13 protein-coding genes are annotated in these 13,082 nt (G+C 39.3%); 6 read left to right on the forward strand and 7 right to left on the reverse strand.

The annotated features are described in order from the left end of the window. Positions 1-76 precede the first annotated feature (76 nt). The 3 genes from ACP6PK_RS12120 to ACP6PK_RS12130 all read left to right on the forward strand — a co-directional run bounded on the left by ACP6PK_RS12120 (position 77) and on the right by ACP6PK_RS12130 (position 1,675). Positions 77-322, forward strand: a complete 246-nt coding sequence (locus tag ACP6PK_RS12120) for a hypothetical protein (RefSeq protein ID WP_426559813.1) — start codon at positions 77-79, stop codon at positions 320-322. Between the two features lie 79 nt (positions 323-401). Then, positions 402-608 carry a helix-turn-helix domain-containing protein gene (locus tag ACP6PK_RS12125; protein WP_426559814.1) on the forward strand — a complete coding sequence of 69 codons (207 nt, stop codon included), beginning with the start codon at positions 402-404 and terminating at the stop codon, positions 606-608. Positions 609-796: 188 nt separating this feature from the next. Then, complete coding sequence (locus tag ACP6PK_RS12130; RefSeq protein ID WP_426559815.1) at positions 797-1,675, forward strand: RNA-guided endonuclease InsQ/TnpB family protein; 879 nt, start codon at positions 797-799, stop codon at positions 1,673-1,675. Here ACP6PK_RS12130 and ACP6PK_RS12135 read toward each other — a convergent pair. From ACP6PK_RS12135 to ACP6PK_RS12160, 6 genes are all read right to left on the reverse strand, one after another. Then, a complete protein-coding gene (locus ACP6PK_RS12135) occupies positions 1,587-1,988 on the reverse strand; it encodes an NAD(P)/FAD-dependent oxidoreductase (protein ID WP_426559816.1) in 402 nt (133 codons plus the stop codon). The two genes, ACP6PK_RS12130 and ACP6PK_RS12135, sit on opposite strands and share 89 nt — an antisense overlap. 18 nt (positions 1,989-2,006) lie before the next feature. After that, entirely contained in the window at positions 2,007-2,381 is a 375-nt protein-coding gene (locus tag ACP6PK_RS12140) for a tryptophan 7-halogenase (RefSeq protein WP_426559817.1), read from the reverse strand. 171 nt (positions 2,382-2,552) lie between these two features. Then, a complete protein-coding gene (locus tag ACP6PK_RS12145; protein WP_426559818.1) occupies positions 2,553-3,152 on the reverse strand; it encodes a hypothetical protein in 600 nt (199 codons plus the stop codon). 588 nt (positions 3,153-3,740) lie between these two features. Continuing rightward, entirely contained in the window at positions 3,741-4,382 is a 642-nt protein-coding gene (locus ACP6PK_RS12150; RefSeq protein WP_426559819.1) for a Uma2 family endonuclease, read from the reverse strand. Positions 4,383-4,459: 77 nt separating this feature from the next. Beyond that, entirely contained in the window at positions 4,460-5,971 is a 1,512-nt protein-coding gene (locus ACP6PK_RS12155) for a hydroxysqualene dehydroxylase (RefSeq protein ID WP_426559820.1), read from the reverse strand. A 563-nt stretch (positions 5,972-6,534) separates the two neighbouring features. Beyond that, positions 6,535-6,903 (reverse strand): IS200/IS605 family accessory protein TnpB-related protein, encoded by a 369-nt coding sequence (locus ACP6PK_RS12160; RefSeq protein WP_426559825.1) that lies wholly within the window; start codon positions 6,901-6,903, stop codon positions 6,535-6,537. 1,319 nt (positions 6,904-8,222) lie between these two features. Between ACP6PK_RS12160 and ACP6PK_RS12165 the strand changes: the two genes are divergently transcribed. Further along, the gene (locus ACP6PK_RS12165; RefSeq protein WP_426559821.1) at positions 8,223-10,940 is read left to right on the forward strand and encodes a DEAD/DEAH box helicase; all 2,718 of its coding nucleotides are present in this window, start codon (positions 8,223-8,225) and stop codon (positions 10,938-10,940) included. Positions 10,941-11,781: 841 nt separating this feature from the next. On the opposite strand, the gene ACP6PK_RS12170 is transcribed toward ACP6PK_RS12165, so the two are convergent. Continuing rightward, a complete protein-coding gene (locus ACP6PK_RS12170; protein ID WP_426559822.1) occupies positions 11,782-12,135 on the reverse strand; it encodes a hypothetical protein in 354 nt (117 codons plus the stop codon). Between the two features lie 467 nt (positions 12,136-12,602). Between ACP6PK_RS12170 and ACP6PK_RS12175 the strand changes: the two genes are divergently transcribed. Together ACP6PK_RS12175 and ACP6PK_RS12180 are read left to right on the forward strand one after the other, a co-directional pair. Further along, positions 12,603-12,842 (forward strand): hypothetical protein, encoded by a 240-nt coding sequence (locus ACP6PK_RS12175; protein ID WP_426559823.1) that lies wholly within the window; start codon positions 12,603-12,605, stop codon positions 12,840-12,842. 56 nt (positions 12,843-12,898) lie between these two features. Continuing rightward, positions 12,899-13,082 (forward strand): hypothetical protein (locus ACP6PK_RS12180; protein WP_426559824.1); only part of this gene is annotated, 184 nt, incomplete at its 3' end.

Here is a 13,082-nt window from a genome sequence, read left to right on the forward strand (position 1 = left end):
CTCATAAAGAGAGTTGGGGATTTGTTTGGGCTTGAAATTTGCTAAAGTCCCGCTAATTTAATAGGACCTAATGACAATGACACCCATTGAATTACAAAGAAAAGGTTTTAAAGCTTTAGTTGATGCTTTAGGAATTGTAGATGCTATTCGCTTTATCCATCAATATGATAGCGGTAGCGGTAATTATACAGAAGAACGTCATCAATTGTTAGATACCTTAACGATAGATGAGATTTTAACTTCCCCGGCGGGAAGTCCTGCGCTCTCCCGTAGGGGAGCGTCGTATGAGAAAGCCGGGCTAGGGTGTGCGGTTTTCCTATAGTCCGGTTTGCTATAGCTATTGACAATTTATTAACACAGCCATTATAATAACTATTTGAGAAATACAGGTAGATTCTGCCGTGCTACTGAAATATAAGTATAAGCTCAAACCACACAAAACCCAAGCGGTGATTATATCTAATTGGTTGTCCATGGCTAGGAAGCAATATAATTACCGTTTAGCTGAAAGGTTAAACTGGTTTGAAGCCACGCGCACACTCCTTAACGCTTGTCCTCTTAATGTTTCAGTAGTACCAGTAGAGCGAATTTATCACGCACATTCCTGAATTTAGAATACAAACACGAGATGGCAGAAAAAAAGACAGTAATGGTAATCCCATAACCAAAAAAGGAGATCAACATCCGAATATACTTAACGGCTATGTGATGTGGGAGACTGTTCAACTGGCAGACTTAGCACAAACTAAAAAACTCTTCCCTCAATACAAGTCCATGCACTCCCAGGTATTGCAAGATGTTATCCAGCGTGTACAAACCACTATGGATAACTTTACCAAACCTGATAAAAACGGTAAAACCACTGGCAGACCTAAATTCAAGGGTAAACATTATTATAATTCCTTTAGCTATCCTCAGTTGTCAAATGCCAACCCATACCAAAAATGCTAACGGTCGGTATTGTATCAATTTACCCAAGATTGGCTTAGTCCCTTTAGTATACAATCGCCCAATACCAGTAGGATTCAAGGTTAAGGCAAGTACAGTCATCCGTGAAGCAGACGGATGGTATATTAGCTTGACGATAGAAGATAAAAGTGTACCTGTAGAGGTTGGAGAAATTCAGCCCACCTGGGAAAACTCAAAGGGTATTGATTTAGGATTGTTGCACTATGCTGTTACCAGTGATGGCGAGTTTGTAGAAGTGCCTAAGTTTTTCAGATTCTCTGAGCATTGCTTGTCTAAACTACAGGAAAGATTAGCTAAAAAACCAAAACATTCTAAGGGTTGGAAAATTCTCAAATGTAAAATAGCTAAACTCCATCAACTAATAGCTAGACAACGTTTGGATTGGCAATTAAAGCTAGCTTATCACTTGTTTTCAGATGTAAGTGTGATTTTTGTGGAAGAGCTAAAGATAGCAAATTTAGTCAGACGTTGCAAAGCTAAATTAGGTGATAATGGTCAATTCTTACCCAATGGTCAATCAGCTAAGTCAGGATTGAATAAGTCTTTGCAGGATGCAGCATTTGGCCAGTTTGTTCAGATTCTAGAGTATGTAGCCTGGAAACTAGGCAAGAGAATGATCAAAGTAGACCCAAAAGGTACGTCTCAACATTGTTGGGAGTGTCTAAACAGAGTCTCTTACTGGTACGAGTCGGTCCAAGGGGGATAAACCAAATCCAGCCATGACTCAAACTCATAACTTGAACGCGAGTCCCGCCAACCCCAATTTCTTCGGCCCATTCTGCATTCGTCCAATAATCCCAAATTGCGATATTTTGGAGTCGTGTGGGGATATCGGTTTGCACACCTAAAGCGCGTCGCAGCACTCCGATATGTCCTGACCCATCAACATAGTGGCGAGCTGTTACCTGTTGTCCGTTACTTAAGTGTAGATTGGTAACTTTATCGCCATCAATATCGACTTGGGTTACTGCTGTTTCTTCCTGAACTTCACAACCTAACTCTTCCGCATGGCGAAGCAAAATATCATCATATACTGCTCAGTCAACTTGAAATGCCGTAATTTTTCGTTGTTTTTCATATTTGGCAGGACGAGGCTCATCCTTAAATTCTGCAACCGGAATGAAATCAAAATCCCAAAGTTCAGGATCTTTTCCCCAGCGATAGGTTGCACCAATTTTAATGGGGAAATTAGCAGTTTCGACTTTATCCCAACAACCCATTTCCGCTAAAATATCGCTGATACCTGGAAGTTGACTTTCACCTACATGGTCACGGGGAAATTTCTCTTTTTCTAAGATCAGAACCTGTAAGTTAGGGGCATATTTCTTTAAGAATGTTCCGGCTGTGCTACCTGCGGGTCCTCCCCCGATAATAACGACATCATAGTAATTTTTTTGAAGGGAATTGCTCATAATTTTTTGACTTAGAATATTTACCGCCGTGACCATTTCTAGTTTAAATTCTTCATATTATAATCAAAAAAGGGCAATAAAACAAGAGATAATAAGTTTAAAACTTCTGTTTTGTCTTACCTTGCCCTTAGAGCTTGTAGAGAAACTTAATTTCTCAAACCAGGGAATTACTTAACCTTTATTTTTACGCTTTCTGCGATATAGTTCTCCCCCTAATAGAGCGAAACCAAGTAGGAAAGCTGGCTCTGGAACATCTATCGGTTCTGCTGATTCTGCATTAAAGGTTAATGTACTAACTGGTAAGAAAGTTGCATCAATTGCACCTGGAGCATCATCGAAGGACTCATAAAATTCTACATTGACTAGACCATCAGCCAAAAAGGCGGGGGTGGCTAGAGACTCACTACCAGTGAAAGTACCAGTTCCAGGTACACTATCATTACTAGGACCAAGATCGAATAATATATTACCGACAGTATCAGTAATCTGAATATCAGCTTCACTTAACCATGAACTGAAACCCAGTGCAGCACCAGTAGTGTCAGCAGTTTCAATAGTTAAATCCCAATCCACACCAAACAAATTAACCGCAGAACCAGAGCCTATACCCAGAGCATCAGCAATGTCTAGAGTTAATACTTCGTTATCAGAATCACCTAATGAATCCCAACTGTTGGTGCCACTAACATCAAAAGTTTGTGCCTGAGCAGTACCACCTGCAAGAACAATGCCTAAAGCAGTAGCAGCAGCAATGGAAAGCTTTTTCAACATAATTAAATTTCCTCAGTAAAGTTTATTTTTATTGCCTACAAATCTAATCTACCCCCTCCCCCCCCGAAATTTCTGCAACCCCCTTATACTCAACTTTACAGAATCTTTAATTTTTCCAATGGTGTTTTTTGTAGTTGAAATCAGTGGAATTAATTGCTACATCAAGCTTTGAGGTGGATAGTTACCCAAAAATCAATTATGAAGTTTTGATGAAGTTGGATTTGATAGTACATTTAGGAAGCTTGAGAGTGCTAGAATATGCGCTCCCAGCAAAATAGCCTCAACTTTACAGAATCTTTAATTTTTCCAATGGTGTTTTTTGTAGTTGAAATCAGCGGAATTAATTGCTAAATCAAGCTTTGAGGTGCATAGTTATAGAAAAATAGATTATGAAGTTTTGATGAAGTTGGATTTGATAGTACATCCAGGCAGTTTGGGAGTGCTAAGGTAAAAGTTTGAGCAAAAATGTGAGCTTCTTGCCGACATCAGGTAACTAGACCTTCACGGATGGGATGGCAAACAATTGAATAATGATAACCTTGTAGGGACGTTGGATGCAACGTCCCTACTCCGCTAATCCTCTATTCCCTATGCCTGAAATTGATTTAATAACCAAGCATAAACTTGAGTTTGATTTGTTTGACGAGTGCGCTGGAGTGCCTCCTCTAATAAAGAAATCTCTAAACCTGGTAAAACTTGAGACTGATTAATTTTTCTACTACCACCGTTAGCAACAGCAAAAGTAATAATTTCTGGATTCTGCACATCAACTATCCAATATTCACCAACGTTAAGTGCTTCATACAACAAACGTTTTTCCCCTATATCATCAGGAAGAGAAGTATTAGCAATCTCAATAACCAGAGTTGGTGGAGGATAAATATCCAGGTCAATAATAGATGTTTTCCTAGGAACTACATTAGCATTTTCACCCATATAAAAGGAAGCGTCTGGTTGAGCTTCTCGAAATCCAGTTTTGCGATAGGTACAATTATCTTTGCCATCTACCTTGATATTTTTTGCGATCGCAAACCAATTGACTATAGTAGTAATAACTATATGGTCTGTCGCGTGGTCATTTCCTAATGGTGATATTTCGATTCTAAGCTTTCCGTTGTTATAGTAAAATTTGGCTTTTTCATAACTTGCGTCTTCAATAATTTGGATGTATTCTGACCAAGTTGCTGTTATCGAAGTGTCTGTTAGTAGTTGGGTTTGGGTTTGGTTCATTTTTTGTGAAAAAAGGTATAGTGTTTAACGAAGTCAAAAGAAAATTCCATTTTTGAGATGTACTGATAACTGATAACTTAAGGCAACCAAATATTCGGAAATATCGACTTCCCTACTTCTCGCACTGACTGATTTATTTCCCTGAAAAATTGAATATGTTTCTCATCTTCTTCCACAGGAATAATATTAGCTTTCTCTCCTAACTTAAACTTATCTACTACTAAATTCGCAGCCTCTAAACCAGTCACATAAGCTTTTTCTTGAGACCAAGAACCATGACGATTAACAATCCAATCCCCACTCATAAATACATTCTCAAAACTTGTCTTTGCTGGAAGTAAATATTGATAGCTACCAGGGAAAAAATGAGTCACCCCTTCCCTCACCCTTACAACACTTTGGTCAATAATTTCTGCTTCTCTAAATTCAGGAATACAAGTTGCTAAATATCCCCGCACAATTTTAATTATCTCCCCATCACTCAAAGGTAAAAATTGATTAGCATGATAAAAATCTACTTCTAAAACTGTTCCTGGTTCATCTCGAAATTCGTCATGTAAAGCATTCAAATCAAAAAACGTCCAGCCAGTAGTTGCATCAAATCCAAAACAAGCATTAGAAGAACGAGGAATCAGAATTTTTCTATCAAACCATAACCTAACTCCTAATACATCAACTCCACCCAGATTATTAATATTCCTAAATTCTTGACGATTTTGTAAAGCTTCACTTCCTGGCAAAATCTTTTTCATTCCACTAATACCAACAGCAAAAATTACAGCATCCGCCTCAAATATTTTCTCTTCACAAACAACTCCTTTTGCTTTCCCATTATCATCAACAATTAAGTCAGTAACTCGCTGTTTTGTCAGAACTTTTCCACCTAAACTTTCAATATTTTCCACCCAAGGTTTAAATATTATTTCTCCAACAGTTCCCCGACACCAAACCACATCAAAATTAGGTTGATGAGCCAGAATAAAATAATATAACATTCCTAATGCAGCAGCCGCCGAACATTGTTCTCCCGGAGCAAATAAACCAACCAATAACATAGCATTAAAAGCATCATCATATAATCTCTTACTCACACCATATTGTTTAAATAATTCTCTCGCCGTTACAGAATCATATCTTCGCCAAGCATCATCCGAATTATCAAAATCTATAAGAGAATAAAGTAGTGGTAGAGCAGAAAGGCGATCGCTCAAAGGCAATCGTTGAAATTGAGTATAAATAAAAGTACCAAGAGGAGTTGGTAACGGTGGTAAATCTTGAAAAATTGGTGATTCTACTTCTAATCCAGCCGGAGAATATTGAGCCGAACGAGTCCAAGGGGTGAAAGGATTAAGATTTAACTCCTTGACAAGAGAAAATATATTATGGTATGGATACCAAAAACCATGTATGCCCACTTCTACTGAACGGCCACCAGGAGTTTTCCAGCCAGCCACTAAACCACCAGGATAAGGGCCAGCTTCTAGAAGTGTAACGTCATAGCCATTTTTAGCTAAGTGGTGAGTGGCTCCTAAACCAGCCCAGCCAGCACCTACTACTACTATCTTTGGAGTTTGAGTTTCTGTTGTCATCGTAAAATTTCGGTAAGTGGGAAACCACCGTCTTTTAAGCGGTGGATGGAAACGACTTGACGGAAATTAATCCGTTCGTCAAGTCAAAAAAATGTGTTATAATTAACTAATAACTTAAAAAGTAGTATCAATGGTATGCATGGCCGGGGGAGAGTATTGGCAATTGGCACCGCCTTGTATGGGGGAACGGCCGTTTGCCCATACTGCTGCTGTATACGTACTAGGGTACGGTACTGGCAATGTGGTTGTTTCGATTTTTCGGGAACCGTGCAATGTGGAAATCGTGGTTGTAACCCGATTTACAGCTCCTCTGAAAAATCCACGGGACTTTAGTCCGTGGAGTGTCAAACTTCATAAAAATATAGTCAAATATAACATATCCTTCTGCATTGCAGGTGTTATCCTAACGCTCGTGTTAGCGTAGCTCCGACCCAGGAGGCACTACAACACCACGCCAGTTGCGTGACTCTCGAGAGACCCGCCCAACGCACTGGCTCCTCTATCCCATGGTCAAAGACAAAAGGGAGCTGCTTTTTTCGCATTGGTTTAGAGAACCGTTGACTTTACTCATTGATTAATCCTTTGCTGGCACTGCGATTGCATTCCTCTTTGTCTTGATGCAGTCGCTCATGGGGGAAACCCCCTTTGGCGGCGCTGCATCGCTTTACTCTTTTCGGTGAAAAGTTGACTCTTATTTTCTGACCTTTTTTGTCAACTGGAATCAAATCATTATCTATAAAACTTGATGCAGAGGTATAAGATTCTTCTGTAATAATTATATTTATCCCTACCATCTTGGCTTGATAAGATAACATTTCAATTAACTTATTATAGGGAACAGATACAAAATTTTGATGATTTCTTTTCCCTAAATTTATCTTCTGCTTCCAGTCTTCATTATGCCCAATTATCAGAGATCCTCTGCATCTGATTAATTAAAGTATCAATAATCAAACAAGATGCAATATGCAAGGTAATCATTGATTTTAAATTCTCTTTTTAACATCAGCTTTTTCAATCTCTTACTTGATTGATTTTTCCGGAGTTGAGATTGTAGGAAGCTTTTAACTTTGTTATAGTATTAATTGATAGATTTTAACGGTCTGCCATTTATCACTCTTGGGTTTAAGTACACCTTGATTAAAAGTTTGGGCTGTCGCCGACATGAAAATGTAGCTAAATTGTTTAATCCAATATCAATACTGGCCTAACGATTTTTCTCTAGCTCCTATTGTTTTTCGCATTTCTCATAAATCACCTCAATTAGATAATGATTAAGTCTAGGGACGAGACGAACTTGTTTAAGAGCGTGAAGTTGGTACTAATGTTTTTAGATAAATGCCAGTTTTACTGGGATTAATAATTCCTTGTTTTAGTTGCCTCTTGCTGATAGCTTGTTTAGTATAAACTATAATATTTATTCGGTGTTATTTTATTTTTAGATCCACCGAAGAGGAGGACGAGATTTAAACTTTGATGGATTCTCTTTAAAAACTTCGTTCACGGCTAAAAAGCAATTCATGTGTTTCTATCTAGTATCATCAATATTTGTTGAGATACTCGATTCTGGCATTGCTTGATAGTCTGCTTGAGTAGAAAGTGTTTTTTGTAGGTCATAGTAGGATAGATTTTTCTTTTCAAATATTCAAGAGGTCCGAACTAAATAATTAGCATGAGTTTAAGAGATTTTTCGACAAGAAACACAGTCGGTCAATTTCAACATAAAACCGATGTGTTGAGGGATTAAAATTACGATTAGGCTCTCTTGAGTTCGGAATTTTTATGATTATTGAGTCGGCAATTCTGAACCAGTTTCATTGTACCATATCTTGTCACCTACCATTTTATACCAATTACCAAAAGTAATGCTATACTTGACAAAGCTTCAATTATTAAGTAATCAACACAGGCGCATGGAACCTTTTGAATAATTAGCACACCAGGAGCGTATTAATTATTCTCATGTTTACTTCTCCCCAACTCCCCGACTCCCCCAGGGCTGTTTCATTCTCGCAAAAAGTTGATTCAAAAGTTTCCCCGGCCTTAAAATTAATCCTAAGTAACTTTAATTATAGGGAGTAGTCAAATCTGCAAAATTTCTTCATGCCAAAACTTATCACCTAGTGGCCTCAAACCTCAAACCTTCATAAAGATATAGTTAAAATAAAAATATAAAGTCTATATCTTCTAGTGAAAAGCAAGAAAATAGATAATATCACATAACCTTTATAAAGTCAAGAAAAAAATATTAGTGTCATACTCAACCCAGAACAGCCAAGAGCTGGATCTGAAGACCTTATTTCCATTTGAACTAGACAACTTCCAGAAACAGGCGATCGCCGCCCTGAACGCTGGAAAATCAGTAGTTGTTTGTGCCCCCACAGGCTCAGGCAAAACCCTAATTGGAGAATACGCCATCTATCGGGCCCTGAGTCGTGGACGACGAGTATTCTACACAACACCCCTAAAAGCCCTGTCCAACCAGAAATTACGGGACTTCCGCAACCAATTTGGAAGCGAAATGGTAGGGCTAGTCACAGGAGATACCTCTGTCAACCGGGAAGCACCGATCCTGGTAATGACCACAGAAATCTTCCGCAATATGCTGTATGGTACTCCCATTGGAGAAATAGGCACATCCCTAGAGAGAGTAGAAGCCGTAGTTCTAGACGAATGTCACTACATGAACGATCGCCAACGAGGCACAGTCTGGGAAGAATCAATAATTTACTGCCCCTCAGAAATTCAACTATTAGCCCTCTCCGCCACAGTGGCCAACAGCGATCAACTCACAGACTGGATTCTCAGAGTCCATGGACCTACCGAACTCATCTACTCTGATTTCCGACCAGTCCCCCTAGAATTTAATTTCTCCAACAACAAAGGCTTATTTCCTCTACTCAACAACAATCAGAAAAGAATCAATCCCCTACTCAAGCCGAAAACTAGACAAACAGGTAGAGATAGAAGAGAAAGACAACTAGAACCAATATTACCAGCAGTATTATCTCAGCTCAAAGAGCGAGATATGTTACCAGCTATCTACTTTATATTCAGTCGTAGGGGATGTGCTCGTGCAGTAACAGATGTAGCACAAGTCAGCAATCTTACTTTGGTCAACGAAGCAGAAGCAGCCAGACTACAGAAGCTAATTCAGGAATTTCTCAAGCGTAACCCAGAGCTAGCTAAGTCTCAACAGTTAGAACCTCTCACCAGAGGAATAGCAGCTCACCATGCTGGAATGTTACCAGTCTGGAAAGGATTAGTCGAAGAATTATTTCAGCAAGGTTTAATCAAAGTAGTATTTGCCACAGAAACCTTAGCGGCAGGAATTAATATGCCAGCCCGGACAACAGTTATCTCGAGTCTCTCCAAACGTACAGATGATGGACACCGACTCCTAAGACCATCAGAATTTCTGCAAATGGCAGGTAGGGCAGGAAGGCGAGGGATGGATTTTCAAGGTTATGTTGTAACTGTACAAACTAGGTTTGAGGGTGCTAAAGAGGCGGCTTATTTAGCAACTTCAGGAGCTGACCCGCTGGTAAGCCAGTTTACTCCTAGCTATGGTATGGTGCTGAATTTACTACAAACTCATACATTGGAGGAGGCAAAGGAGTTAGTAGAACGTAGTTTTGGTCAGTATTTGTCTACCCTATTTCTCATGCCAGAGCGCAAAGAGATTGAGCAAAAGCAAGAGGAGTTGACCTCTGTAGAAAATAAGCTGGGAATTTATGAAGAGAATGATTGGGTTAATCTCGAACAACTACTGGCAGGTTATGAGAAGTTACGGGAAAAAGCAAAAGAGGAGAAACGACTGCTGAAAATTTTGCAGAAGCAGGCAGAGGAAACTAGGATTAAAGAAATGTCTTTGTCTTTGTCTTTTGCAGTGTTGGGAACTATTGTTAGTTTGAAAGGAAAGCACGTTCCTACTGCAAAAAAATCTACTTCAGAACCAATTCCAGCAGTGTTGGTGGCAAAAGTTCCTGGATCTGGTCAGTCTTCTAACTTCTTATGTTTGGGTAGAGATAATCGGTGGTATGTAGTAGCAGCAATGGATGTGGTGGTTTTACAGGCAGATTTACCTCGGCTGGTTGCTGTGGACTATATGGAATTGCCCGTGGAAATTGATTTTAGGTTGGGGCAATGTCGCAAAGGAGATGAAGTTTCTCTGGCTTTAGCTCAACAAATTCCAGTAGTAGAGCTACCAGTAGATGCTCCAGAAGTTTTAGCACAAATGCAGAAAGTGGCAACGGTAGAAGCACAAGCCGAGGAACATCCAGTGAAGGAATGGGGGAACCCTCGTACTTTGTTAAAGGGTTGGCGACGGATAGGAATGTTGAGGGCAGAAATAGACGATCGCCAAACTCAGTTGGAGGATAAGTTGGCACGTCACTGGCAAGAGTTTCTGAATCTGATTGAAATTTTGCAATATTTTGGATGTCTCCATGGGGTTGAGCCTACGGAGATTGGTCAAGCTTGTGCAGCAATTAGGGGTGATAATGAATTGTGGCTCGGTTTAGCTTTGATGTCTGGCGCTTTAGAGCCACTTGACCCCCATCATTTGGCTGCTGCTTGTGCTGGTTTGGTGACAGAGATTACTAGACCTGATAGTTGGACTCGTTATGAGTTATCTGTTGAGGTAGACGAGGCTTTGGCTAGTTTGCGGAGTTTACGACATCAGTTATTTCAGGTGCAGCGTAGGTATAGGGTAGCTTTACCTGTTTGGTTGGAACGGGATTTGATTGGTTTGGTAGAACAGTGGGCTTTGGGAGTGGAATGGCAAGAGTTAGTAGAAAATACAAGTCTGGATGAGGGGGATGTTGTCCGGATTTTACGTCGGACTTTGGATTTTTTGTCTCAGATTCCTCATGTGCCTCATTTATCTGATGCTTTGCAACGAAATGCTTATCGGGCTATGCAGTTGATTGACCGTTTCCCTGTTAATGAGTCTTTGGATACTATTTAAAGGTGAATCACAGCCCTGTAAGTATTGCTGTATCAAGGTCAAAGCTATTCATTAGAAGGTATTTATAGAGATATAGAGAGAGATGTATAGAGAATCCATAGTTCTCTATGGAGTTATTTTTCATCCATTCCATTTTTGATTGTGTAGTTTTAGCAGCCTATTTACTGACTAAGTGACTAAAGCTATATGCAGTAAGGTTTTGAAGGGTAGTCACTAAAAATAGGTGACTGACTATAGTGACTAGGGTTAATCGCTGGTATAAAAAGTGCTGCTGTTATATCAGTAGTTCATTTTTAATTGTGTAGTTTTAGTAGCCTATTTACTGACTAAGTGACTAAACTTATACACAGCAAGGTTTTGAAGGGTAGTCACTAAAAATAGGTGACTGACTATAGTGACTAATATAAATAAAAGGTATAACAATAGGTTTTATTCTTGCAGTTTTTACAAACTGAGATAGAGTTGATGCGAAAAAGATTGAGGCTAGTCAGAGAAATCTAACTAGCCTCAATCTTTTTTTGGTTGGATTGTGAAAGATTTTCTAGTAGGTCAGTTTAAGGAAAAGATTTACTTTGACTTCGTGGAAGGTTTAAACCTTCAACAGCGACCTAACTACACCCAAATATACCCGGATTGCCCAAACCCCAACCTAATCACCTAGTTTTAATGGCGGTCTAAAAAAAAGGGCTATTACCATCTAGTGGAAAGGGTTTCGGACTCCTCCACCTTATCTGTTTTATGTATATAAATAGGGGGAGGTGTCTCTTACTGAATACGTTGCTCTATCTGAGTTTGGGGATTCCCATCTCTTAAAGCTAGCTTTTGGTATGAGCGATCGCTCCTACTCAGTTCCTACCAGCTCTAATTCATCACTATAAAAAGCTTTTTCCTCACCATCAAAGCTAACTTTGACGTGATTCCCTGCTAGTTCTGTGAGTAGCTCCCCTACCTTGCCCTTATATATTTTGTGGTGCTTTCTTGGTTTGACGACTTTGACTTGTTGTGGGGCGTGGTGGCCGTTGGTTTCCTTTTCCTTCTCTTGACTGTTATTTCTGGTATCTAATAACTCTCCATTAAAGTTTGAGTTTTTATGCTCTTGGATGTCTTTCTCTACCAAGCTAGTCAAGCGTTGCTGCATACTCGTGCTTGTCTCTAAGCACATCTTTCTAAACTCTAAATGTGTTTCATCTTCCAATCTGAATTTTATATATTTAACCATTTTAACCTTACTGACCCCAAAAACACAAAAGTACCTTTACCTCTATAACCCTATTCTCTTGTGAATTACAAAAAACGTCAATGACGGTTATGCCACACTAATTATCTTGTACTGAACATCACAATGCCACAAAATCACATTACCCTATTGCCTTTTTTGTGGCATTGTGGCATAATAGGTTCATAAGCAACAGAGAGAAAGTAGGTGAAAGACGCGAAGTCCGGTAAACCGCAGCAAGTACCTCGACCGACTTATAAAAACAGTCCATCAAGTATTTTTCTTGTTTAGCTGTAGCGAAGTTTAGGATGTATCCCTGATGTAGCCGTACTTTTGGCAGTAAATCATGCAGGCTCTCTCGCAACTTCCCCCTACAGTCCCCAAGAAAACTTATAAAAACAGTTCATCTAAGCCCAAAACCTTAGAAAAACTATCACATTAACACTGTGAAAATCCCAACCAAAAACCTAGCCTGGTACGAAAAAATAGACCTAACAAACAAGCTAATAGCTGGTCTAATTCCTGAAGGATATGACGGATATGAAGGTGATGGACAAGTGCCAGAAATACTCTGGTTAACCGATAACCTACTAAACCTAACACCAGAGCAAAGGATAAAAACAGCAATCAAATTGCTAAAACAAATCCAAAAATCTCACTTTCCAAAGCTGACTAAATCAGTTTAATTTTTACCCAAATAAATTCACGCGGTAGAGACTTTTTACCGCAAAACCTATACCACATGAATGCAATCAAACCGGAGGTAATTAACCATAGCAACCAAGGATTAATACCCAAAAAAACAGTCAAAAAAATGTTTGGCATTAAACACCCAAACACCTTCATCAAAGACTACAAATTATTAGGGTTAAACTATACCCATTTCACTTGGGGTGAGATTAAGCTCCTGTATGCTCTTCGACTAT

It is taken from the genome of Dapis hubbardiae BLCC-M172 (genome assembly GCF_050016015.1).
Lineage (GTDB): Bacteria > Cyanobacteriota > Cyanobacteriia > Cyanobacteriales > Microcoleaceae > Trichodesmium.

Coding starts and splice junctions, on each gene's coding strand:
- ACP6PK_RS12120 (WP_426559813.1), top strand. CDS start 77: ATGACACCCATTGAATTACAAAGAAAAGGTTTTAAAGCTTTAGTTGAT.
- ACP6PK_RS12130 (WP_426559815.1), top strand. CDS start 797: ATGTTATCCAGCGTGTACAAACCACTATGGATAACTTTACCAAACCTG.
- ACP6PK_RS12140 (WP_426559817.1), bottom strand. CDS start 2,381: ATGAGCAATTCCCTTCAAAAAAATTACTATGATGTCGTTATTATCGGG.
- ACP6PK_RS12145 (WP_426559818.1), bottom strand. CDS start 3,152: ATGTTGAAAAAGCTTTCCATTGCTGCTGCTACTGCTTTAGGCATTGTT.
- ACP6PK_RS12150 (WP_426559819.1), bottom strand. CDS start 4,382: ATGAACCAAACCCAAACCCAACTACTAACAGACACTTCGATAACAGCA.
- ACP6PK_RS12155 (WP_426559820.1), bottom strand. CDS start 5,971: ATGACAACAGAAACTCAAACTCCAAAGATAGTAGTAGTAGGTGCTGGC.